This window comes from Maribacter sedimenticola, assembly GCF_900188415.1.
GTDB lineage: Bacteria > Bacteroidota > Bacteroidia > Flavobacteriales > Flavobacteriaceae > Maribacter > Maribacter sedimenticola.
Map to the genome: position 1 here is coordinate 122050 of NZ_FZNV01000003.1, position 24741 is coordinate 146790.

25 protein-coding genes are annotated in these 24741 nt (G+C 33.2%); 24 read left to right on the plus strand and 1 reads right to left on the minus strand.

Annotated elements, in window-relative coordinates; translation table 11 throughout:
* Positions 1-158 precede the first annotated feature (158 nt).
* From CHB68_RS09905 to map, 20 genes are all read left to right on the plus strand, one after another.
* The gene (locus CHB68_RS09905) at positions 159-386 is read left to right on the plus strand and encodes a DUF7660 family protein (RefSeq protein ID WP_089260728.1); all 228 of its coding nucleotides are present in this window, start codon (positions 159-161) and stop codon (positions 384-386) included.
* A complete protein-coding gene (locus CHB68_RS09910) occupies positions 379-741 on the plus strand; it encodes a hypothetical protein (protein WP_089260729.1) in 363 nt (120 codons plus the stop codon). Before CHB68_RS09905 ends, CHB68_RS09910 begins: the two co-directional genes overlap by 8 nt.
* 235 nt (positions 742-976) lie before the next feature.
* Complete coding sequence (locus CHB68_RS09915; protein ID WP_089260730.1) at positions 977-2236, plus strand: Ig-like domain-containing protein; 1260 nt, start codon at positions 977-979, stop codon at positions 2234-2236.
* Between the two features lie 287 nt (positions 2237-2523).
* On the plus strand, positions 2524-3300 hold the full coding sequence (locus CHB68_RS09920; RefSeq protein WP_179213182.1) for a helix-turn-helix domain-containing protein: 777 nt from the start codon (positions 2524-2526) through the stop codon (positions 3298-3300).
* 9 nt (positions 3301-3309) lie between these two features.
* Entirely contained in the window at positions 3310-3684 is a 375-nt protein-coding gene (locus CHB68_RS09925; RefSeq protein WP_089260732.1) for an integrase core domain-containing protein, read from the plus strand.
* A 77-nt stretch (positions 3685-3761) separates the two neighbouring features.
* Positions 3762-5078, plus strand: a complete 1317-nt coding sequence (locus tag CHB68_RS09930) for an Ig-like domain-containing protein (RefSeq protein ID WP_089260733.1) — start codon at positions 3762-3764, stop codon at positions 5076-5078.
* Positions 5079-5687: 609 nt separating this feature from the next.
* The gene (locus CHB68_RS09935; protein WP_089260734.1) at positions 5688-6248 is read left to right on the plus strand and encodes a hypothetical protein; all 561 of its coding nucleotides are present in this window, start codon (positions 5688-5690) and stop codon (positions 6246-6248) included.
* 517 nt (positions 6249-6765) lie between these two features.
* Positions 6766-10086 (plus strand): AAA domain-containing protein, encoded by a 3321-nt coding sequence (locus CHB68_RS09940; RefSeq protein ID WP_089260735.1) that lies wholly within the window; start codon positions 6766-6768, stop codon positions 10084-10086.
* On the plus strand, positions 10086-11450 hold the full coding sequence (locus CHB68_RS09945) for a phospholipase D-like domain-containing protein (RefSeq protein WP_089260736.1): 1365 nt from the start codon (positions 10086-10088) through the stop codon (positions 11448-11450). The genes CHB68_RS09940 and CHB68_RS09945 overlap by 1 nt, the downstream gene beginning before the upstream one ends.
* Before the next feature lie 518 nt (positions 11451-11968).
* On the plus strand, positions 11969-12325 hold the full coding sequence (locus CHB68_RS09950; RefSeq protein ID WP_089260737.1) for an iron chaperone: 357 nt from the start codon (positions 11969-11971) through the stop codon (positions 12323-12325).
* Positions 12322-12738 carry an SRPBCC domain-containing protein gene (locus CHB68_RS09955; RefSeq protein ID WP_089260738.1) on the plus strand — a complete coding sequence of 139 codons (417 nt, stop codon included), beginning with the start codon at positions 12322-12324 and terminating at the stop codon, positions 12736-12738. Before CHB68_RS09950 ends, CHB68_RS09955 begins: the two co-directional genes overlap by 4 nt.
* Positions 12739-12921: 183 nt before the next feature.
* On the plus strand, positions 12922-13773 hold the full coding sequence (locus CHB68_RS09960; RefSeq protein ID WP_089260739.1) for a hypothetical protein: 852 nt from the start codon (positions 12922-12924) through the stop codon (positions 13771-13773).
* A gap of 121 nt (positions 13774-13894) precedes the next feature.
* A complete protein-coding gene (locus CHB68_RS09965; protein WP_143815194.1) occupies positions 13895-14866 on the plus strand; it encodes a hypothetical protein in 972 nt (323 codons plus the stop codon).
* 649 nt (positions 14867-15515) lie between these two features.
* Positions 15516-15986 (plus strand): DUF1772 domain-containing protein, encoded by a 471-nt coding sequence (locus CHB68_RS09970; protein ID WP_179213184.1) that lies wholly within the window; start codon positions 15516-15518, stop codon positions 15984-15986.
* A 158-nt stretch (positions 15987-16144) separates the two neighbouring features.
* Positions 16145-16714: a Crp/Fnr family transcriptional regulator gene (locus tag CHB68_RS09975; RefSeq protein ID WP_089260742.1), complete on the plus strand. Its 570-nt coding sequence runs from the start codon at positions 16145-16147 to the stop codon at positions 16712-16714.
* Between the two features lie 61 nt (positions 16715-16775).
* Positions 16776-17789, plus strand: coding sequence for an NAD-dependent epimerase/dehydratase family protein (locus CHB68_RS09980; protein WP_179213185.1), 1014 nt, complete (start codon positions 16776-16778; stop codon positions 17787-17789).
* 244 nt (positions 17790-18033) lie between these two features.
* Entirely contained in the window at positions 18034-19161 is a 1128-nt protein-coding gene (locus CHB68_RS09985) for an epoxide hydrolase family protein (protein ID WP_089260744.1), read from the plus strand.
* A 67-nt stretch (positions 19162-19228) separates the two neighbouring features.
* On the plus strand, positions 19229-19606 hold the full coding sequence (locus tag CHB68_RS09990; RefSeq protein WP_089260745.1) for a DUF2200 domain-containing protein: 378 nt from the start codon (positions 19229-19231) through the stop codon (positions 19604-19606).
* Between the two features lie 452 nt (positions 19607-20058).
* Positions 20059-20499 (plus strand): DsrE family protein, encoded by a 441-nt coding sequence (locus CHB68_RS09995; RefSeq protein WP_179213186.1) that lies wholly within the window; start codon positions 20059-20061, stop codon positions 20497-20499.
* Between the two features lie 236 nt (positions 20500-20735).
* A complete protein-coding gene (map, locus tag CHB68_RS10000; protein WP_089260747.1) occupies positions 20736-21500 on the plus strand; it encodes a type I methionyl aminopeptidase in 765 nt (254 codons plus the stop codon).
* Positions 21501-21539: 39 nt separating this feature from the next.
* Here the strand turns inward: map and CHB68_RS10005 are convergent, their stop codons facing one another.
* Complete coding sequence (locus CHB68_RS10005) at positions 21540-21917, minus strand: Fur family transcriptional regulator (protein WP_089260748.1); 378 nt, start codon at positions 21915-21917, stop codon at positions 21540-21542.
* A 185-nt stretch (positions 21918-22102) separates the two neighbouring features.
* Between CHB68_RS10005 and CHB68_RS10010 the strand changes: the two genes are divergently transcribed.
* The 4 genes from CHB68_RS10010 to CHB68_RS10025 all read left to right on the plus strand — a co-directional run bounded on the left by CHB68_RS10010 (position 22103) and on the right by CHB68_RS10025 (position 24686).
* Positions 22103-23008: an NAD(P)/FAD-dependent oxidoreductase gene (locus CHB68_RS10010; protein ID WP_245838906.1), complete on the plus strand. Its 906-nt coding sequence runs from the start codon at positions 22103-22105 to the stop codon at positions 23006-23008.
* 1 nt (position 23009) lies between these two features.
* The gene (locus CHB68_RS10015; RefSeq protein ID WP_245838907.1) at positions 23010-23255 is read left to right on the plus strand and encodes a hypothetical protein; all 246 of its coding nucleotides are present in this window, start codon (positions 23010-23012) and stop codon (positions 23253-23255) included.
* Position 23256: 1 nt separating this feature from the next.
* Positions 23257-23904, plus strand: coding sequence for a class I SAM-dependent methyltransferase (locus CHB68_RS10020; protein WP_089260751.1), 648 nt, complete (start codon positions 23257-23259; stop codon positions 23902-23904).
* A gap of 203 nt (positions 23905-24107) precedes the next feature.
* Entirely contained in the window at positions 24108-24686 is a 579-nt protein-coding gene (locus CHB68_RS10025) for a Crp/Fnr family transcriptional regulator (protein WP_089260752.1), read from the plus strand.
* The last annotated feature ends 55 nt before the right edge of the window (positions 24687-24741 follow it).

Below are 24741 nucleotides of genomic sequence, written 5' to 3' on the forward strand. Positions count from 1 at the left end.
AAAGTCGCTAAATCTTATGGATTTAGCTTTGGACAAGAAAAAATAAAACTAAACAATAAGCTTTAGCTTCGTGCGCAGACGGAAACGAAAAGTTTCCTTGCCCCCGCACTACGCTTAGCCGAACCGTTGTGCGTCATTATGACCAATTTGCCAAATAAATGAACAGAATAGAATTCATAAAGTTTTTAGAAGAGTTCAAAAAGGACTTTGATGAAAATAAATCTTCGTGGGAAAACACAAATTTGTCGGACTTTCTTGAAAGTATGATTGCCTATACTGAAGATATTCAAGTATATTATGAAAATATGAAGATGGACGTAGATGCGGACAAACCGACTTGGGAAAATTTTAAAAATATATTAATGGGTGCCTCGATTTATGAATAATGATAGAAAGGTTCAGGAATGGACTACCATAATTGATTTCTATAATGAATTAATAGATAAATATAAATGGCCTCAAAAGCCAATGTTGGAATTTATAATCGAACTTGAAAAAATAGGATTTTATAATAAATATTGGCCTAGTACCTCACACGAGGCACTTGAATTAAATTTAGAAAAAGAGTATGAAAAAAGGCTCGAATCACGCATGGTATATATTGTTTACAAATCTGATTCAAATAAATTTCAAATAAGTTTTCAAGCCGGACAGGGAAATGAAATACGGAAAAAAGTTTGTGGGAAAAATTTAACCAAGTCGGACTTAAAAGAAATTGAAAATTGGTTGACGGAAAAATAACGAACGCACAACAATACCTAAACGTAATACGGACTTTAGGGATTAATCTAAAGGTCTGTGTATATTTATAAAGTCGCTAAATCTTATGGATTTAGCTTTGGAACAAAAAAAAGAAAAAGCAAAACAATAAGCTTTAGCTGCGTCGTTAGACGGAAACGAAAGGTTTCCTTATCTCCGCACTACGCTTAGCCTAACCGTTGTCTTCAATGTCAACAAGCACTAAACATTTAATTAAATGAAATTAAAAACATATTTGACACTTCTCATATTATCCTTTTTCAGTTCTTGTAGTAATGACAATTTAGGAATTGAAGTAGAGGCGATAACATTGAACTATACATCCGTCGAATTAAGGCGAGGCGACGCACTAAGGTTAATCGCAACCTTAAATCCATCTAACGCAACTACCAAAGAGATTATGTGGAAAAGTTCAGATACTACAATAGTCACAGTAGATAATATTGGAAACATTGAACCAATTAATTTAGGTTCTGCAGAAATCATCGCCACATCCCAGAACAATATATCGGTAAAATGTAGGGTGACCATAATCACAGCTTGGAATTTAAAAGCCGATTTCGGTAGCGAAAGAGGTAGATATGGTGCTGTATCATTTTCTATTGGAGACAAAGCATATGTTGGCTTGGGTCGTGATGAATCATATAGCTATGATATTTTTGGAGATGAGTACATATCCAATGCAGGTAGTTTCAAAAACGACTTTTGGGAATACAATCCTGAGACCGATACTTGGAGAAAACTCAATAATTTTCCAGGTGAAGGAAGAACTGGAGCAGTTGGATTTAGTATTGACGGAAAGGGATATGTCGGATTAGGTTTTTACTCCGATGGTACTCGAAATGATGTCGGGTATACTTCTACATTTGAGTTCAAGCAAGATTTTTGGGAATACAATCCGTATGATGATAGTTGGACACAATTAGAGGATTTTCCGGGGGAAGCAAGAACCAAGTCTGCAAGTTTTGTTATAGACAACAAAGGTTATGTCGCTTGTGGTAGGGGAAAATTTGATAGTAAAAGAGATTTTTGGGAATTCTCGCCTTCTGACCAATCATGGAAACAACTGGTAGACTATCCTGTAGAAGGTAGAACCCCAGTTGGTTTTAGTATAAATAATAAAGGCTATGTATGGAGTAGTAACGGTTTTTGGGAATATTCCCTAAATACAGGTTCTTGGGATGAAAAACAAAACGCAGAAATTCAAGATACTTTTTATTATGATGTTAAAGGTTTTAGTATTAACGGCGATGCTTATATTTGCTTGGACACTAATTCTTTTTTTAAGTACAATCCAACCAATAATGAATGGACTAACCTCCCCGACAGATTTCCTGACTCAAAGGGTCGAGAAGCAAAAACCAGTTTTGTTGTAAATGAGAAAGCATTTTTAGGATTGGGATTTTATAGATACTCTTGCGGAAGTCATTGTAGTTCTTTCTCTCCTACTTCCAGCATATATCAGTTTATTCCCTAAATATATCTAATTAATAAAATAAGTTAGAGATAACACTGAAGACAACAGAGTATAAAAATAATAGCTGTTTAATCACTAAAACGAAAAAAATTAATATAAAAATGGTCTGAGTTTTACCGAAAAGTTAGCGCTTGAAAGGTCGCTACTATTCTTATACAAGACCGTTAGGCGTCATTAGGTACGATATACAAACATCCTTTACAAAGTTATAGAAACATCGTTTACACTTTTTAAGTTGCATTTGAAACCAACATTCAGATGCTATGCCTTGGAAAGAACATACGATTATGGAACAAAAAATTGAATTTATCTGTGAATGGCGAACTGGAAAATACACCATCACGGAGCTTTGCCGAGTCTTTAAAATTTCAAGACCAACAGCTTACAAAATCATTGCCCGGTTTGAAAATGAAGGTTATGAAGGGCTTAGGGAACTCTCCAGAAAACCGCGTAGCCCACACCCTAATGCCACCAATGAAAAAGTGGTAAACCGAATTCTCGAACTGAAGGAAAAACACAAGGCATGGGGCGCTAAAAAGTTGCACACCTTGTTGTATAAAGATTTCCCCGAGGAAATGATCCCATCTGTCTTGACCGTTCATAACATCCTGAAAAAACACGGTTTGGTATCGCCTCAAAAACGGCTTAGAAGAGTCAAACCCATTCACCCCATCTTTGACCCAAAACATTGTAACCAAGTATGGAGTGCCGACTATAAAGGCAAGTTCCTTATGGGCAATAAAATCTATTGCCATCCCCTTACGATCGCAGACTCGAAAAGCCGCTTTGTATTTACTGCAAAAGGGCATTACAAAGAAAACCTTGCATCGGCCAAAGCAGAGTTCAAAAGGGTTTTCAGGAAATTCGGTATCCCCGGACAAATCCATACGGACAATGGAAGTCCATTTGGTTCCGTGGCAGCGATTCAACGATTTACCAGGTTATCCTATTGGTTCATCGAACTGGGAATCATGCCCGTCTTTTCAGACCCGGCACACCCCGAACAGAACAGACGGCATGAACGTATGCATAGGGATTTACAGGCCGCTTGTGCCAAGCCTTGAGCTTATGACCTGAAGGCGCAACAAAGACGCTTGAACAGCTTTGTAAATGAATATAACAACCTAAGGCCCCATGAAGCATTGGGAATGAAAACACCCGCTTCGGTACATGAATTTTCAACCAGACCTTTTCCCGAAAGAACCCCCAACTTTGATTACGATTCCAAAATGAAAGTCTTAAAAGTCACCCAAAATGGAGCTATCAGATGGAAGGCCTATAATTGGGTTTACCTTTCCGCTTCGCTACAAGGTAAACATATCGGGGCCATGGACATTAGCAATGGTATTTGGAGGGTATTTTATAGAAACGTATTTTTAGGATACTTTGATGAACATGTGTTTAGAAAGAAAGAACAATCAGTAAGGTTAGAAACAAACTTAGTGTAAACCCTAATCTATAACTTTTGTAAACAATGTATATTAACGAACATGTTTGACAAATATCTAATATTAAAAAAATAAAAATGAAAGCATATCTATTATTTCTCATATTGCCCTTTTTTATCTCTTGTAATAATGATGAATTCGTATCAATTGATGCTGAAAAAATAACATTGAATCATACATCTATTGATTTAAAAGGAAGTAACACATTACAGTTAATAGCAACAATAAGTCCTTCAAATACTACTGACAAAGAAGTAACATGGGAAAGTTCTGACACCACTATAGTATCTGTTAACAATAAGGGAGTCGTTAAACCAATAAATATTGGCTCTTCAGAAATAACCGCCAGCACAAATGACAATATATCCGCTATTTGTAAAATAACTGTTACTACTTCAGGTTCTTGGGATAAAAAAGCTGATTTTGCAAACGGAATGGGTAGACATGGTGCTGTATCATTTTCTATAGGGGATAAAGCATATGTTGGTTTAGGTAGTGATTATCAATATGACTATGATGTATTTGGAGGTAACCCTATTACATCCCAGGGTGGTTTTAAAGATGATTTTTGGGAATACAATGCTGAGACCGATACTTGGAGAAGATTAAATGATTTTCCAGGTGAGAAAAGAACGGAGGCTGTTAGTTTTAGCATTAATGGGAAGGGATATGTTGGATTAGGTGAATACTTAGCTGTTGAGCCCGACGCTAATGGATTGAACTCTGAAACTGGATTCAAGCAAGATTTTTGGGAATACGACCCTGATAATGACACTTGGAAGCAATTATCTGATTTTCCTGGAGAAGGAAGACTCAAACCCATAGGTTTTGCTATAAACAAAAAAGGTTATGTAGGTTTCGGTGGTTATTATGATAAGAGAGATTTTTGGGAATTCTCACCTTCTGATAACTCTTGGAATCGACTACCCGACTACCCTGGTGAAAGTAGTGGTGGTGTCGTTGGGTTTAGTATAGATAATAAAGGTTATGTAGGTTTCGGTCTCAATTCGGATAATTATTTGCCAAGCACAGATTTATGGGAATATTCCCCAGAAACAAATTCATGGAATGAAAAACAAAGTGCAAAAATACCGACTTATTATGCTACTGGTCCAGATGCTCATGCTACTTTTTATGCTACAGGTTTTAGTCTTAATGGTGAAGGTTATATTTGTTTAGATGTTAACTCTGTATGGAAATACAATCCATCCAGCGATGAATGGACAGGGTTGATTGAACGATTTCCGTCGGTAGGAAACAACAGGTTGAAATCAAAAACCAATTTCGTTGTAAATGGAAAAGCATTTTTGGGGTTAGGATTAAATTTTAGTATTTGTGGAAATCATTGCCAAACTGGAATTCCGAGTTTTTCAATCTATCAATTTGTTCCTTAAACCATATAATTTATTAGCTAAAATCAAAAATACTAAAGACAACAAGGCGTATAGTAAATGGCGGTTTTATTCTGAAAATCAATATTTAAGTTCTTTACAAGCCAAGTGCTAAATCGAAAGTTAAGTGCGTCGAAATCCGCCACTAACCATACACTAACTGATGATGTTGCATTATTCATGAACTTGTTTAATGTTTTTTATAGGTATTCATGTGTTCGCAATGCTCGTGACTCCTACGTCGACCCTATGTGCTATATCTTGTTTTGCCAACGCTACTACTCGCCCACAGCTTTCGCTGATGTCGCCCGCACAAAGGGAAATGCAACATCATCGCAGCGCTATGTCAGATCGCATAAAACCGTAGGATAAGAGTATCTTTTCTAAGTACGACGCTTAACGGAAGAAAACAACCCAACATATCACGTCACTATATGTAATTTATTCATAACTGTTTATTTATTAACGAATTCATGTGTTCGCTACGCTCGGAAGGACCGCCATATTTTATTCCCAATACCGTCGAAAACCAAAAAGGGTTTTCACTATATTTCCATAAAATATCGCGGACTATACATAGCGCTGCGTTATCTACAATTAGGAAAAAGAGATATGATAAAAAAAACAACCCTAATCTTATTGTTATTAATTTCAATAAAAACATTTTCTCAAAAATGTAAAACCGACAAAGACCCATTTACAAATGAGAAAATAACATCATTTGATTTTTATAATAAAACTGTTTATTTTGAAATAAAAAATGACTCGATAAGATTTGACATTAAATTCAACTATTGGGGAGAAAGAAAACATGAATTTACTGAAGGAACTGAAATATTAATTAAACTTGAAAACGGTATTAAAATTGAACTAAAAACAATCAAACAGTCTAAACCAAAAATTGAAAGTATCACATCTTCATCGAACGGACCTTTTTTCCCTGGATTTGGTGGCGGATTTAATACAACAAGTTCTGAAAACTTTACAGCTTATTCTTTTACATTTTTGTTAAACAAAACGGAATTGAAAAGTTTGACTGAATCTAAAATTGATATTATTAGAATTCCAGATACAGATGAAGGTGAACATGTTGACCTAGAAGCAAAAGGAAAAACAAAACAGAAAATAAAAGCAATTAAAAAAGGTGCAACTTGTATAAGTGAAAATATATAACGTTGCACAACATGGTATAAAAAAATGCGTAGTTTAGTGCTTAATCAAGAGTTTGTGCGCTTTTGTTACATCTGATTTTCCTTCGGAAAATCCTCGCATAAAAAACCGCACTATTCTTATACACAACCGATGATGTTGCATTCTCCTACGTCGACCCTATGTGCTACATCTCGTACCTCGATTCTCGCACAAAGGGAAATGCAACATCATCGCAGCGCTATGTCAGATCACATAAAACCGTAGGATAAGGGTATCTTTTCTAAGTACGACGCTTAACGGAAGAAAACAACCCAACATATCAAATCACTATATGTAATTTATTCATAACTGTTAATTTATTAACGAATTCATGTGTTCGCTACGCTCGGAAGGACCGCCATATTTTATTCCCAATACCGTCGAAAACCAAAAAAGGTTTTCACTATATTTCCATAAAATATCGCGGACTACACATAGCGCTGCGTTGGCAACAATTAAAGAAAAACCGTGCTCAAATTGAAAAACTGAATATTATTGAATGATTTTAGACAAATACCAACTATACGGAGAAATCCAAAACAGAGGTTATTCAGCAACCGCAAAAGTAACAGATGAAAGTGGAGAAATTTATTTTGCCAAATGGATAAAAGGAATTGAAAAAAACTCACAACCGAGTAAAATTCTTTATAACAAATTAAGACACTTAAAAAAAGCAGTCCACTCTTCCCTACCGAAAATTATTGAATACGAATGGGACGAAAGCCAAAGTGCTTATTGCATTATATTTGAAAATAAAAACGCACGTTCTTTAGAAGAAAATATTTTTGAAATTAAACCAACGCATTTTTTAAAGGGGATTGAACAAATTGCAAATTGCTTACAGCAATTGCAACAAAAACATAAACTTGCTCACGGAGATATAACACCTGCAAATATACTTGTAGATGAAAACTTTGATTTTTACTTAATTGATTTCGGAATTTCAGATATTTCTGCAACCTTAAGCCAATCACAAGAATTAGAGATTTTCGCAAAAGAATTTGCGTCACCTGAAAAATGGGATAGAAAAATCCCAAAGGGATTTCCCTATCAATCTGACATTTATTCTATTGGAAAAGTTATTGAATGGTATTTTACAAAAAATGAAATTAACGAATTTGAAGAAGTTCAGAAATTGGCGGACAAAACTTGTGAGCAATTACCGATAAATAGAATAAATTATGTTGCTTTTTTAGAGCATTTATTGAAAATAACAAGTGAAATCTCATTTGATAATCAAAATACAATCTATTTATACGCAAATGAAGTTGTAATAGAAGATTTGAATAATCCAGACTTCAAACCAAAGTTTGACATTAGTCCGAGCAAAGGAGAAAATATACTTTTAAATATTTCTTCAAAAAACTTCTATCTACATTGTATTTGGAAAATTTCAGAAAACGGATTGAACATAATTAATTCTGCAAGAAAAGAAGACAAGGAAAAAGAGCATTCAAATACATTGAGGTATGGTAAAGAATTAGGTTTACCAATTATTTTCACATCACAAAGTGGATATAACGAACATTTCAACTTAACACCTTATTTAAAAAAGATACAAAAAGAAAAACAACACGAAAGCGAATACAGAAAAGGAAAAAAAGAAATTACTAAAGAATTAAAATTCTTTAAAGATTTACTAACCAAAGAGATACAAGTTTTAGAAAAAAACTCATTAAGGTTACGTTTTGTAAGTTTTGAGAAAAAAGGGAATTATGAAATTTCATTTAAAATTCAAGACAATGAAAAATACAGCAAGAACGGTTTAATCTACTCTCATATTGACAAAGCAACACCACCAAGTCCAGAAGATTTTGAATTTATCGTAAGTGAAACTGCCGATAAAAAACAAATGAAAGACCCAATGAAATTTTCGGGAGTTGCTTATGATTTCGACACAAAAACAAGAGTTTTAAGGTTTAAGGATTGTGAACGATTAGATTTTGAAAAAATCCCTAAAAACGGATACATATTTGAAAATATCAGGAAACAAGAAGAGGAAAAGAAAAGACAATTAGAAGCAATCCGAAAAGTAGAATATAATGAAGTTCAAAATAGAGATTTAATACATTTTGTTTTTAATCCTACGGATTTACAAGGCAAATATCTTGAGTTTCAAGAACTAAAAAATGTTTATCAAACAGACGAAAAAGGAAATGACTTTGTATATAGTTTTAATCAACAAAAAGCAATATTAAATGCAATTCATAGAGAACCTTTAACAATTATTCAAGGTCCACCAGGAACAGGAAAAACAACTGTAATCACAGAAATTGTTTTTCAAATTTTAAATAAAAATCCTGATGCTAAAATTTTAATCACTTCTCAAACAAATGATGCAGTTGATAACGTGTTAGATAATTTATTGGAAAAAGAGATTCCAATTGTTCGATTAAGTGGTATTAGAAAACCAAAAGTAAGTTTGCAAAAACATACTTTAGAAAGAAAAATTGAGGGTTGGAAAGAAGAAGTAAGAAAAAAAACTAAAGCCAATTGGAAACCATACAAAGAGCAATTTAAAAAGGCATTAGAAAAAGAGAATATTATTCTATTGCCAATTTTTGAAATCCTTTCTTCCAATAAACAATGGAAAGTAAAAAAACAACAAATAGAAAAAATGTTAGAACGTTTCAATACGTTTAAAGGTTTAGAAAAGTCTTTAACTTCTGAAACAGAGTTTATAACATCAATCAATAGTTTTGTAAAAGTAAATTTTGAAGAATATTTTTTAAAACAACAAATATTTAAAGATTGGTTAGCAACAATTAGTTCGTTAGATGAAAATAGTAATATAAATCAAAAATTAATAGATAGCATTAGAGTAATTGGTGCAACAACTAATCATATCGCATCAAAAAAATATCAAAAATATAATTTTGAATTTGACTATGTAATAATGGACGAAAGTGGAAAAGCAACCACAGCAGAAGCATTAATACCAACAGTTTTAGCAGAAAAATTAATTCTTGTTGGCGACCATAGACAATTAAGACCAATGCTAACTGCGAATCGTGAAGTTGAAAAATGGTTGAGAGAAAAATTTAAAACTGACACAGATGAATTTGACAGTTGGGATGATTACTTTAATAGAGCAAGTTTGTTTGAACAAGTAATTACAAAAATTGATGATGATTTTAAAAGTCAGTTAGAAAAATGTAGAAGAAGTTCAAAAGACCAAGTTTTACTAACTTCAAAATGCTTTTACGAACCTTTTGGAGATGAACCTATAAAACCAGTTGAAAGACCTCAAGAAAAAGAACATAATCTTGATTTAAAAATTGATAGTTCAATTGTCTTTCTTGATATTGGTAATTCATATAAAAGTGAAATTGATGGAAATGGTTCGTCAAGAAATAAATTAAGTGCAGAATTAATTCCAGAACTTCTAAATGGATTAGATAGGTTTGATAGAGTAAAGAATTACACAATTGGTGTTATTACAGGTTATTCTGCTCAAGTAAGAGAAATAAGAAAAGTTGTAAGAAATAAAGTTGATTATCGTAAACTGAAAAATGTAAAATCTAACAATGTAGTTATATCGGTTGTAGATAAGTTTCAAGGTTTAGAAAAGGATATTATCATTTTTGATTTAGTAAGAAGTCAGCAACAAACATTAGGATTTTTATCTAATGCAAATCGTATAAATGTTGCTTTATCAAGGCAAAAAAAACTATTAATTATTGTTGGAAATTTAGATAGCATATTAAGTGCAAAACCGCCAAAAGATTTGGAAAACACAAATCAAAAACCAGCATTACAAAAATATTTAAGTGAATTGAAGAAAGACTGGATTGTTAAAAACGTAGAACAAATATTTTAATGGACATACAAGAAATACATAAAAAGTTAGACAAACAATGTCCAAGCGATTATAAGATAAATGAAATTATCCAATTTGCATATCCTTATAGACGTGTACGTGTAAACGCAACTGTAAATAAATCGCCTGAAAAATCAATACAACAAGTATATTCAGTTTTTATAAGAACAATAAAAGCAGGTTATAATAAAGAAGTACAAATAATTAAATTTTTAGGTCTTAACAAAGAAGATTTTATATTAAGAGAATTATACTTTTTGCGTGAAAGAGGATTTGTAGATTTTACTTCAGGAATTTGGTTAGTAACCGAAAAAGGAGAAGAATTTGTAAAAGATAATAGTATTTTAAAAATTCTTGAAGAAGAAGAATTTGAATTTTTAATTGATGCAATATCAAATCGAGCAATTGAAAAGAATTTTAGATTATTTAGCGATAAAAACATTGAAAACAGATTAAACCCAGAGATTGATTATTCAATAAAAAACCCTGAATTGCTTAAAAACAAAAACGAACAACTTTCTGACATTTATAAAAGTCAGAGTAATGGAAAAGCATATTTAGTTGATTATGACAAGTCAAATATTAAGTTTGATAAGAAGGAAAATCACGATTATTATTTAATCGAATATATTCCGATAAAGGAAAAAGAAAGTGAATTAGAACCATATATTGAAGTTAGAAATACTGATAAAGATATTTCAAAACAAAAACGACTTTCAAAATCACTATCTGAAAAATATCCAAGTATATTATATCAATTTACGACTTCTGATAGAACAAGTTTTGCGAAAATTCAAGAAGATAATAATAGTGAACTTTTAGAAGAGTTTAAAACAACTGAAATCGAAAAAAAGATAACCGAAACGCAAACACTTTCAGTTTGGGAAACACAAGAAAAATTTGGAGAAGCATTAAAAACCGTTAAATCAAAAATATTAATAGAAAGTCCTTGGGTAAAACGTGCTACATTAAAATATATCAATAGTATTGAAAACGCATTACAAAGAAGTGTAGATGTTATAATATTGTATGGAATTGAAAGCAATGATGAACATCATTACGGAACAATTGAAAAACTGCGAAATTTAAAAAGTAAATATCAAAAGAATTTCCATTTAATACATTTACCAACTCATTTTGAAGAACAAAAAAACTATAAAATGACAGGAACACACAGAAAATTAATAATAAAAGATAATGATTATTACATACAAGGAAGTTTTAATTTTCTATCGTTCAACAAAGAGAAAGGACAGAAAATAGCGAATGAGGAAAGTATTTTAATCCCTAAAAATGTGGAAACGAAATGGGAAAGCGTTCTGAAAGAATATGGGATAAATAACGGTTGGCAACAACGTATATAAAAAATAGCGGTTTAATCGCTTAATCAAAAGAAAATGAACAAATTAAAGGTCAGTTATAATCCGAAAAGTTAGTGCGTAATAACCCGCTACTTTTCATATACAAGACCGATGATGTTGCATTATTCATAAACTTGTTTAATGTTTTTTATAGGTATTCATTTGTTCGCTATGCTCGTGACTCCTACGTCGACCCTATGTGCTACATCTCGTACCTCGATTCTCGCACAAACGGAAATGCAACATCATCGCAGCGCTATGTCAGATTACATAAAACCGTAGGATAAGGGTATCTTTTCTAAGTACGACGCTTAACGGAAGAAAATAACCCAACATATCAAGTCACTATATGTAATTTATTCATAACTGTTTATTTATTAACGAATTCATGTGTTCGCTACGCTCGGAAGGACCGCCATATTTTATTCCCAATACCGTCGAAAACCAAAAAGGGTTTTCACTATATTTCCATAAAATATCGCGGACTACACATAGCGCTGCGTTATCTACAATTAGGAAAAATGAAAAAGCAAATAGATTCAGTTGACGATTATATTTCTAAATTCCCAAAAGAAGTTCAAGAAAAACTTAACTGGATCAGAAAAGAGATTATAGATATTGCTCCAAAATCAGTTGAAAGTATTTCTTATGGGATGCCTGCCTATAAATTGAATGAAAAACCACTTGTGTATTTTGGAGGTTTTGCAAATCATATTGGGTTCTACGCTACACCAACTGGACATGAAAAATTTAAAAAAGCACTCTCTAAATACAAGCAAGGTAAAGGCTCTGTTCAATTTCCACTTGAGCAACAGTTACCTCACGAAATAATTACCGAACTTATCAAATTTAGGGTTAACGAAAATCTTAAAAAATGAATAGAGATAAAATAAAGATTTACTCCGAAATTTCTGCAAATAGAAAGAAGGTATGGGATTATTATACAAATCCAGAACATATCGTTAATTGGAATTTTGCTTCAGAGGATTGGTGCTGTCCGAAAGCTGAAAATGACCTTCAAATTGGTGGAACTTATAAAGCGAGAATGAAAGCTAAAGATGGAAGTTTTGGTTTCGACTTTGAAGCTGTTTATAAAGAAATAAATCCATTAGAATCATTTAGTTATGGTTTTGAAAATAGAAATATACAAGTTCGTTTTGAAGAAATGGGAAAGAAGACAAAAGTTATGATTGAATTTGACCCGGAATCAGAAAATCCAATGGAGATGCAAAAGAATGGATGGCAATCTATTCTCGATAATTTCAAAAAATATGTTGAATCAAACAAATAAAAGGTGCTAACAATGTATAAAAAACAGGCTAAATAGTAGTCAAAAAGGGTTTTCGCCCGTTTCAAGCATTGTGTTCTACCGAAATTTCAGCCCTTATAAATCGCCTACTTTTCATATACTAACCATTATAACACATTTGACATAAGCTGTACAACAAGACAACAACTTGAACGTTAAATATTTATGAAACGTAATCACTACTTTTTATTCGTAACTATCCTTTTATTATTTGCGGCTTGCGACAAAAATGAAAAGAACATAGAAGAACCTTTGACAGCAAAATTTCTGTTCGAAGATGGATTTGAAACTCAAAATAATTCTATAGACGAACTCTTTCCTTCAACTGGTTCAAGATGGTCATTAATTCAACAAACGGACCCTTCAAATGCCTCCAATGAAATTTCGATTACTAATAATGAATTTTCAGAAGGACAAAACGCAATTCGTTTTCTCGCCTACCGATCAGATGACCAGCTTTCAAAAATAGACATTGAAAAAGGAGGTTTAAATATAAAATCAGGAGATAAAGTAACTATAAAAGCTGATTTCTATATAGATACTAATGAATCGTTGGAAAACCTCTTATTAATTGACCTAGAATGTTGTTCTTGTTGGGACCCAAGTGTTGGGGATAATTTTGGTGCAGAAAATCAATGCCCAGGAGTTAGGCTTATGATGTCCGGTGGCAACGATTATCTTTCTATAGAAAGAGGCAAAATATCAGGTACTACATTGAAACAAACAAATTTTGCTTTTCCAAGAAATCAATGGGTTTCAGTTGTATGGGAAATGACCCTATCAGTAAATGAAGATGGACTTAATAGATTACTTATTAATGGAACGGAAGTATTAAATCAAATGGGTATGAATATGCCAAATGCAAAAATTTTTAGAGAGACTTTTGCTAATGAAGGAATTGACTTCACTTTGAAAGAACCTACCATTTACGAGCGCGTACAAATTGGGGCAACTGCAAATCCAACCGCTGGAAACATTGAATTATTTGTTGATAATTTTTCACTAAGGGTAGAATAAATCGTGCTACAACAAAGCCTAAACATAATGCGTACTTTGGGGCAAAAACCGAAAGGTCTGTGTATATTTATAACGTCGCTAAATTGAACATTACGCATTAGCTAACTATTCAAATTTAGCTTTGGAACAAAATAAGAAAAAGGAAAACCTACCTGTCAGCAGGCAGGCAAAAGGCTTTAGCTATGTCGGCAGAAGGAAACTGGCCAGCGCGCCAACTGGTCCACTGCTTTCGCAGATGTCCTATTTACGCACTACGCTTTGCTCAACCATTAGGCATCATATGAATCTAAAATTGTCCTTATTGATTTTCTTGTGGGTTATTCTTAATTCGTTTGGACAACAATGTGAATACCAGGAATACTTTCTTTTAACCGATTTAGCAAAAGATCAGACTTCCAAAAAGGATTATAAGGCCGCAAAAAATAACTTTAAACAAGCCTTCTCAAAAACTAGTTTTCCCTTGGGGCATGATTTGAGTTATGCCTTATATGTGGCCGACGAGACGAATGATGATGAATGGGCATTATTGATAGCAAAACAGCTTGCGAAGGGAGGTATTCCATTGAGATACTTCGTGAAATTCAAGAAAAGAAAATGGTACAAAAGATTTGTATCAGAATTCCACAGCTTAAATCAATACTATGAAGAAAATTTCAATTTGGAAATACGCGTTCGTTTTCTAGAATTATCCAAGAAAGACGCTGATTTTACTGAGAAGTATCATAGCTGGCGTGTTCGGGAAATAGAACTAACCAAGGAAGAGTTAATAAACGATGCCACGGAACGATTAAACGACTTCAAGGAATTCAACCAAAAATATGGTTTCCCAAATGAACAAACGATGGGATACAATTATAATAGACGTTTAAATAGAATAGAACCTTACCCTGTTGGAGCAATGATGATTCATATTTATCAAATGGGAGTTTTGCTATACCAAGATTCAATACCAAATTTTGTATGTACCGGGGGACTGCACCCTAGTTATAAAAAAAATCTAAAAACGATTCGCGGATTTGGAAATAGTACGGGAGTTAAACAAGAAATTGAGGCTAGATTTGCAAAATTCAGGGGCGAACCTATTAACCATTAAAACGACTGCTTTTCATATGGATAATTTCCTTTTGAAAAGTCCACAACGAAATCATAGCCGAGGACGTCCTATTTAATTTGAATAATTAGACTTTGAAAAATAGTTTCATATTGACTATTGGTATTTTATTTGTTAATATCTCCGTAGGACAAGAAATAGAACTGAAACTCAATATTCTTGGGTACCAATTTGTTCAAAATGGAAAAAAAGAAATTAGAAAGAATTGATAAAAGCAACAGCATCAATTCCTGAGGCTCGTTAATAAAATAGGCCAAATCTCACAAAAAGATTATTAGTGATGTGTCTACAATCGGTGGCGGTTTTATTGGAATATCGCTTTCTTCTACCGTACTTAAAAAACAAACAAAGGATTTGATAAATATAATCTTTCCATAAAATCCAATTCTGCCAATAGTGTTAAACCTGAATCTAAGATTATAGCAAACATCAACGGATTTGGGCTTTCAACGCGCTTTTAAAAAAACTATGTACAACAAGGTCTAAAATTCACTACTTGCGGATTTTCTAAACGGAAATCACGCGCAAAAAACTACCTTTATGTTCGGCAGGATCGTCCTACGAATGAATCTCAGCAAAGAAACATAACCTAACCGTAATGCGTCATGCCAAAAACTTAAACACTATAAAGATGAAACAGCTTATTCAATTTTTAGACATCACCCTAACTGGACTAATTGCCGGTGTAATATTCGGAATTTGGATTGGCAATAATCCTCAAGACTTATCAGCAGTAACTTATGTTGAGCAACAACAGAATACCATTAGAGCTTTGAATGTACTGATGCCAATTCTCGGATTAATCTCAATTATACTTACAGGAATATATGCTGTTCTATCTAAAGGTGAAAAATTAAACCGAAACTTATTACTTCTTGCAACTGCCTTCCTGATTATAAGCGGACTAATCACCCGTTTCGGTAATCAACCAATAAATGCTATTGTCATTACTTGGAAACTTGAAAACATTCCAGACATCTGGAGCACATTAAGAGATAAATGGTGGTCATTTCACATCATGCGAACTCTTTCTGCAATGACAGGTTTCGCATTAATTGTATATGTATCAATTTTTAATAAAATAAAAGGCAGGAACGTATAACAATGTTTTTTATAGGTATTCATGTGTTCGCTACGCTCGGAAGGACCGCCATATTTTATTCCCAATACCGTCGAAAACCAAAAAAGGTTTTCATTATATTTCCATAAAATATCCCGGACTATTCATAGCGCTGGGTTATGCAAAATCATAGCGCAACAATGAAAAATCTAATTAATTACATACAATCAAAAATTACCTTATCGCAAAACGAGATAGGTTTACTCAAAAATTACTTTGTAGCAGAAAAAGTTCCAGCTCAGACTATTCTTCTGGAATCAGGAAAAGTGGAGCGTTATATTTATTTTTTAGCTACTGGAATTGTAAAAGGATATCAAAATGTTGATGGGAAAATTGTTGTACAACATCTAATAGGTGAACAAGATTTTTTTACATCTTTAGATAGCTTTATGACAGAAACCCCATCCGTAGATTATTATGAAACAATCACTGATTGTAATCTGATAAAAATATCAAAACCTGATTTTGACATTTTACAAAAAGAAACAAAATTTTGGCCAATACTTGTTAAAGAGGTTACCAACGAACATTTAAGTTGCAAATTAGAACGCGTTAAGGATTTTCAAATTTTAACTGCAAAAGAACGCTATCTTAAATTTGTGGATCAATACCCAACATTAGCGTTGAACGTATCTATTGAGAATATTGCCTCATTTTTAGGAATGGAACCTCAATCCCTAAGTCGTATCAGAAAACAAATCGCTTTCTAACATATGTTATTTCCAATCTCTTAAAAGGGTTGGAGATTTGCTCAAATAAAATTTAAGAATTATGGGCAATGAAATTTCATTAGTAACTGGCGGAAATGGACATTTAGGAAACAACCTAATTAGACTCTTGCTTTCCGACAACCAAAAAGTAAGAACTACAGTAAGAAACATTAATACTACAAAACCTTTTAAAGGATTAGACTGTGAAGTTGTACAAGCTGATATAACCGACAGAGAATCATTAAAAAAAGCTTTTGAAGGCGTGACAAACCTATATGCTGTAGCAGCTAATTTTAGTATGTGGGCCAAGAATCCTAAAACAGAAATATATGATAATAATATGCAAGGAACTCAAAATGTGTTTGACATTGCTAACGAATGTGGCATCAAAAATATCGTTTATGTAAGTTCAGTAGCTAGTCTGGATTTTTCAAAATTACCCGCCAATGTGGCTAATGGATATAACCAAGACAGAAGAAATTGGTATTACAACTCTAAAAATGATTCTGATAAACTGGCATTAGAGTTGGGGAAAAAATATGGTATAAGAACCGTACTTGTTTTACCCTCTGCTATGATTGGTTCCAAAGCCTTTAAGTTAAGTTATTCCAACAACCTTGTATTACAAGTTTTAAATGGAGAAATACCTGTAGATACCAATGTAACTTTAAATTGGGTAGATGTTAAGGATGTGGCTCTGGGTATGTATAACGCTATGCGGAAAGGCAGAAATGGAGAACGGTATATTTTATCGAACGAAAAACACACTACGTTACAAGAAACGGTGAAAATTGCATCAGAATTATATCCTGAACTAAAATTAAAAACACCTAAAAAAGTACCTAAATGTTTATTGTACTCTGTTGCCGGTTTAATGGAGTTTAGTAGTAAACTTACAGGTAAAGAACCTCTCTTACAAAGACAATACTTGGACATGTTTTATGGCTTAAAACAAGATTATGATATTCGGAAATCCATAATAGAATTAGATTATAACCCTAAACCTTCAAGAAAAGCTTTGGAAGATGCTTTGAAATATTTGAAAACCAATTGGAAAAAAGATAACGGTATATAACAATGTTTAAAGAACATAGCGAAGGTTAGCACTACCGAAAACTATATGCTTATGTACCAAACCGCCAAATATAAAATCAAACCTTCAATATAAAAGTTGAAATCAAAATTTTATATTTGGCTCAATATCAATCAGAAACACACCGACTACTTGCATATAGTTAGAGCTTATGGTTACTTAAATGACTATGAAAAGGCGCGTTTTTATTGGAAAAAGTCTATTGAAGAAAATGACCAAAGTTTAGATGATAGAAAAATTTAAAGTGAACATACCACCATCCGATCTTGATGATTTAAAACATAGAATCAAAAATGTTAGGTGGCCAGATGAAATTAAAAACTCAGATTGGACGTATGGTACAAGTCTTTCCTATATCAAAGAACTTGCAGATTACTGGCTATACGATTTTAACTGGAGAACAATAGAAAAAGAAATCAATTCCTTTCCCAATTTTATTGCAACCGTTGACGGTATTAAAATCCATTTTCTACACATAAAGAGCAAAAGTAAAAATGCCATACCAATAATTATAACCCATGGTTGGCCAGGTTCATTTCTTGAAATGCTCAAAATAATAACGTACCTATCAGATTCAGAAAGCACACCTTTTCATTTGGTGATACCTTCAATTATAGGATTCGGATTTTCAGAAAAACCAACCGTTAATGGTAGTGATTACGGGTTTAACGCAGATTTATGGCATAAATTAATGCTTAAACTTGGGTATCATAAATTTGGCCTTCAAGGGGGAGATATTGGTGCGGGTATTAGCATAAAAATTGCACAAAAATATCCTGAAAGCATTATCGGGTTACATTTGAACTACATATCAGATTCTTATGTGCCATATTTTAGAGAAAATGAACCTATGAATCCCCACATCTTAAAGTACCAAAAATCTACCCGGTTGTGGAACGAACGGGAAGGTGCTTATGCTTTGGTCCATAGCACAAAACCTTTGTCATTGGCATATGGATTAAATGACTCCCCTATTGGACTTTGTGGGTGGATAATAGAAAAATTTAAGGCTTGGAGCGATAACGATGGGAATATTGAAAATAGTTTCACAAAAAAAGAATTATTGGCCAACGTTACATTGTATTGGTTAACTCAAACTATACATTCATCAATTAGAATGTATCACGAAATCAGTAATAATCCACTAAAATTTGGAAAAGATGATTTTGTAAAAACTCCAGTTGGTTTCGCAATGTTTCCAAAAGAGATTCCCGTACCGCCAAGAGATTATATTGAAAAAGGGTTTAATATTGTTCATTGGACTAAAATGCCTAAAGGAGGACATTTTCCGGCTCTGGAACAGCCTAAATTGTTGGCTGATGATATGATACGCTTTTTTATAAATTTGAAATAAAATAGCACAAAACTTCTACAGAACTATACCTAAACGTTGGTAACGTTAAACTTAAAATCTAACTCTAATGAAAGTTACAGCTGAAAAAAACGAAAAAATAGGTGCAATGACCTTTGCATCTGTTTATCCTCATTACTTAAACAGGTTAGAAAAAAACGGAAGAACTAAAGCTGAATTCCATAAAGTAATAACATGGCTAACTGGATTTGATGATAAAACGATTCAGGAATTGATAGATGAAAAAGCCACTTTTAAAACATTCTTTCAGAACGCTAAATTAAATCCTAATGCACACCTTATTAAAGGCGTGGTTTGTGGCTATAGAATTGAGGAAATACCAGATGAATTTGAATTGTATAGAAACTGTAGATATTTGGATAAGTTGTATGATGAACTCGCAAGAGGTCGTAAAATGGAAAAAATATTACGTGTTGAAAAAAAGTAAAACTGGTGTTAATTAATACCAAATCATTAAAGCTGCACACGGCAACATTCACCCTGTTTCATAGAAAAAATGAATAAATAGATTATTCAAGTTGTTATGGAACATCCATTATGTAAAATCGCAAATAGTAACTTTAGGGTGTAAAGCTAAGGTTTGTTCATATGTGTAAAAGCTGCTAACCACAAACTGAATATAGCCGAGTCATGGTAGTGCAAGTACTATCCACTTTAGAACGGAATGAAAACATATAGAATTAGTGGTTTTGGTGCCGATATGAGAGTGTTTGAACATTATCCCCTTACACAAGAGTTAATTTCAGTTAATTGTACCAAACAAAAAGTACAACTCCGGTTCAATAAAGGTAAATAATTTGTTTGGTTTTCCAATTGCCGAGGAATGGTGATTTATTCTGTATTTTTAACTAAACCAATATGTACTTAAATATAGAATTCATGGGCAATATTTTCAAAATCGTATTAATAGTTATGGTAATGGCTACTACCGTGACAGTAGTTCATGGTCAAAAAAAATTAGACCAGCAAACCGTTACAGATTTACAAAAAACACCTAAATATGGCTTTATACTAACTACGGAAAGGCATTTTAAAGGGGTACTAAGCATGTATGATTTGCTCATTGAAAACGGTGTTTCAATAGAAAATTACGAGATTGTTGTTAAAGGTAAAGTGGTTACCCAATTGGTGAAAAATTCTGAACTGGAAAAATTTTTTCAAAAATATAAGGGAAAGGTCAAGGTAAGCGTCTGCAGTGTTGCCATGGAAAAATTAGGCGTAGCGGAAGAGACGCTGTTTGATGGTCTTACTATCACCCCAACTGCTTCTGTACGGATGCTTCAATTACAAGCAAATGGGTACAATACTTTGACGTACTGATACAGATAACGATATTTAGAAAATTCCGATATTGTTAAATATATTTAACGGACAAATGAAAACAAGAACAATCCCTATAATTATTACAGCTTTGATCGTGACACCAAGGTTTTTATAGTACTCTTTATAGTAATCATACAAAACCAAAAGATTTTGCCAAGTGTATGGCAGAAAGCAAAAGGTAATTTACTGCCGAATTGTTCATTACAAAACCGTTACCCCATTAAAAAAATGATATGTCAATAACGAAAGAATCTGAATTAATAGGAATGCAAAAAATTAGTGAAGTTGTTGGAACTACACTAAAATTAATGAGAGAATATGCTAAAGTTGGGATGTCAACTAAAGAGCTTGATGAATATGGAGGTGAAATTTTAAAGGGTTACGGAGCTAAATCTGCACCATACGAAACCTATGGATTCCCTGGTTACACCTGTATAAGTGTAAATAAAGAAGCAGCACACGGAATACCATCAGAGAAAAAAATATTAAAAGAAGGAGATTTAATTAATATTGATGTATCAGCAGAACTAAATGGTTTTTGGTCTGACAATGGTGGTTCTTTTGTTCTTGGAAAAGACATTCATAATCACCAACCTCTTGTAGATGCTTCTAAGAATATTTTACGCAAAGCAATAAACAATATAAAAGGTGGAGTGAAAATTTCAGAAATTGGGTATTTAATAGAAACCGAAGCAAAAAAATCTGGGTTTAAAGTCATTAAAAACTTGGCTGGTCACGGGGTGGGTAGAAGTTTACATGAAGAGCCTGAAAATATATTAAACTACAGGGTTAAAAGTAACAGGGAACGATTTAAGAAAAATACAACGGTAGCAATAGAAACTTTTATTTCAACAAGGTCAACTATTGCCGTAGAATTGAATGACGGTTGGACCTTAGTTGGAAACAAAGGTGGATATGTTACCCAGCACGAACAAACCATATTAGTAACTGATAAACATCCTGCTATCTTGACAGAATCGAACGATATTTGGGGTTAAGTATATGGATAAATAGCCTTTTGTGGGCAGTTAAAAAACTTAAGAACAGTCATTACAAGTCCCCGTAAGAACACAATTTGCGTTTTGAACTTCATACCCATTAGGAACCGAATATTCTACAGGTACTTGCAGACATTCTATTGAATCACACGACAAACATCTAAAATGAAAATGATGTTGAACAACTTCTGGTTGATCCTCACATTTTTTACAAATGGCAAAATATTGTTTGCCATCTTCCGCTACAATTTTATGGACTATATCATCCTCACAAAATCTATTTAAGACCCTATAAATTGTTGCCCTATTGATTTCAATATCCAACTGCCGCTCAATAGCATCTTGACTTAATGCTTTTCTGGAACTTAAAAGTAAGTTCAACACGGCTTCTTTTGTTGGCGTATTTCTTCTGTTCATGTTTTATTGCGAATAAGTTGCAATAATACGGAAAAACTGTATATTTGACAACAATTACTATTGCGACAATTTCGCGTTAAAGATCATTTATGATAAGAAGAGAGGTTATAAGACTTTTTGGAGTAACTGGTTTAGTAACCATACTGTCAAAACCGTTATCGCTCTTCGCACATTACACCAACAAAATGAAAAAAAAAGAGTTTGAAGTCATTATTATTGGCGGCAGTTATGCTGGACTTTCCACAGCAATGAGTTTAGGCCGTTCATTGAGAGATACATTGATTATAGATGCTGGTGAACCGTGCAACCACCAAACACCGCATTCCCATAATTTTCTGACCCAAGATGGGAGCACGCCTCAAAAAATAGCTGAAATTGCCAAGAATCAATTATCTAAATATGACCATATTAATTTCTATAACGGATTTGCCGTAACTGGAAAAAGAATTCATAAAGGCTTTGAAATCACCACATCAGACGGAACAATTTTTACTGCAAAAAAACTGGTTTTTGCCACAGGAATCAAAGACATAATGCCTGACATAAATGGCTTTGAACAATGTTGGGGAATATCTGTAGTACATTGCCCCTATTGCCACGGGTATGAAATACGCCATAAAAAAACCGCTATAATTGCCAATGGGGAAAGAGCATTTCACCTTGCATCCTTAGTGCACAACCTAACCAAGGAAATAACCATCATTACCTCCAATATAAAAGACTTTGAAAAAGATCAGCTCCTAAAATTACAAAGGAACGCTATTCATATTGTAGAAAAAGAAATTGCAACGATTGAACATAAAAATGGCCAGTTAGAACTTATTGTTTTCAAGGATGGAAGTAAAGAAAATTATGACTGTGCCTATGCTGCAGTTCCGTTTATACAAAATTCTACCATACCTGAGGAATTAGGCTGTAAACTCACCGAACATGGACATATACAGGTCACTGCTATGCAAAAAACCACAGAAGATGGAATTTTTGCCTGTGGCGATAATAGTACATTAATGCGTTCCGTTGCAATGGCAGTTTCCAGTGGTAACATTTCAGGTGCTGTTATCAATAATGAACTCACACAAGAGCATTTTTAATATGGTTCAAGAACTTATAACAAACGTAAAATTAGAAGGTCACTCAGAAGAAATTCTACATTTCCTGAAAAACGGCTATCCAACATTAAAAATAAATTTTGATTTGGAGGATTTCAACAGACCATATCCTTGTGGACATTCTATTTTAAGGATAGAAGGAGGATGTATAGATACTGTTGCCATAATACGGCAACTTAGAAGCAAAGGAATTAAGTGTGATTTATTAGATGATAAAATCTGTGTGTAGTATGGCTGCATTTTGGGAAACTGCTTTTAAAAACAAGAAAGAGTTGTGGGGAATGAACCCTGCAAAATCCGCTGAGCTAACAAAGGATTTTTTTGTGGAAAATAAAATAAAGAACGTGCTAATACCAGGAATTGGATATGGACGAAATGCACAACCATTTATTGAACATGAAATTGCAGTTACAGGAATTGAGATTTCAAAAACTGCAATTAAACTTGCCAACAAGCATTACGGTAATGATCTGAATATCTTTCATGGCTCCGTAACCAAAATGCCTTTTGACGACCAAAACTATGACGGAATATTTTGCTTTGCCCTAATTCATTTGTTGGATAACAAGGAAAGAAAAAAGCTGATAAAAGACTGTTACCATCAACTGGCCGAAAACGGATATATGGTTTTTACCGCTGTAAACAAAAATGCTTCTCAATTTGGAAAAGGAACAAGGATCAGTAAAGACCGCTACGAAATTCTTAAAGGCGCAAAAATTTTCTACTACGACCAAGAATCCGTTAAAGAAGAGTTTGAAAAGTACGGCCTTATAGAAATATTAGAAGTAGAGGAAAATCAACCCATGTACTTAATTAAATGTAAAAAAAGTAAAAGCACTTTTCACTTTACAAATAACTCAGCACAAAAAAACTACTAAAATTATTGACCTCTTTATCGTTTTCCAAAATCAAAACTAAAGATCCAAATTAATACACATCCAAGATAAACCTTCATAAGCTTCAAGTAATAGATTAACAGTCAAAACTATACAGAATAGTCTTTACCCATAACTTCTATCCGTACCTTAAATTACCGATATTAGTAACTCAATAGTTCTCTAGAATAATCTTACGCACAAATATGAAAACGTCACTGATCAATTATATCTTAAAACATATAACACTCTCAACAGAAGAGCTAGAGGGCTTTTGCAACTTATTCAACCAAAAGGACGTTAAAAAAAAGTATTTCCTTATGCGTGAAGGAGAGGTTTGCAAGTTTGAGGGCTTTGTTACCAAAGGCCTTTTTAGAGTTTATCACATAGACAGTAATGGCTTTGAACAAGTACTCTATTTTGCACAGGAAAATTGGTGGATTACAGATATTGATAGTTTTACCAATGAAACGCCCTCACAACTTTACATACAAGCCTTAGAGGACAGTGAAGTATTGTTAATCTCAAAGAAAGATAAAGAGTTTGCTTATAACAATATTCCTAAAATAGAAAAACTCTTTAGAATCATGACTCAAAAAACGCATATCGCTTTACAACAAAGAATGATTGACAATTTGAGTAAAACAGCCGACCAGCGTTATTTGGACTTTATTGAAAAATACCCCAATCTTTTTCAACGATTAACCAACCTGCAGATTGCCGCTTATTTGGGCATAAGCCATGAGTTTTTGAGTAAAATTAGACGAAAAATAGCTAGTAAATAATCGTTGCCCAATCATTTATTGAACTTGTTCAATGTTTTGAAGTGGGTAACCGTTG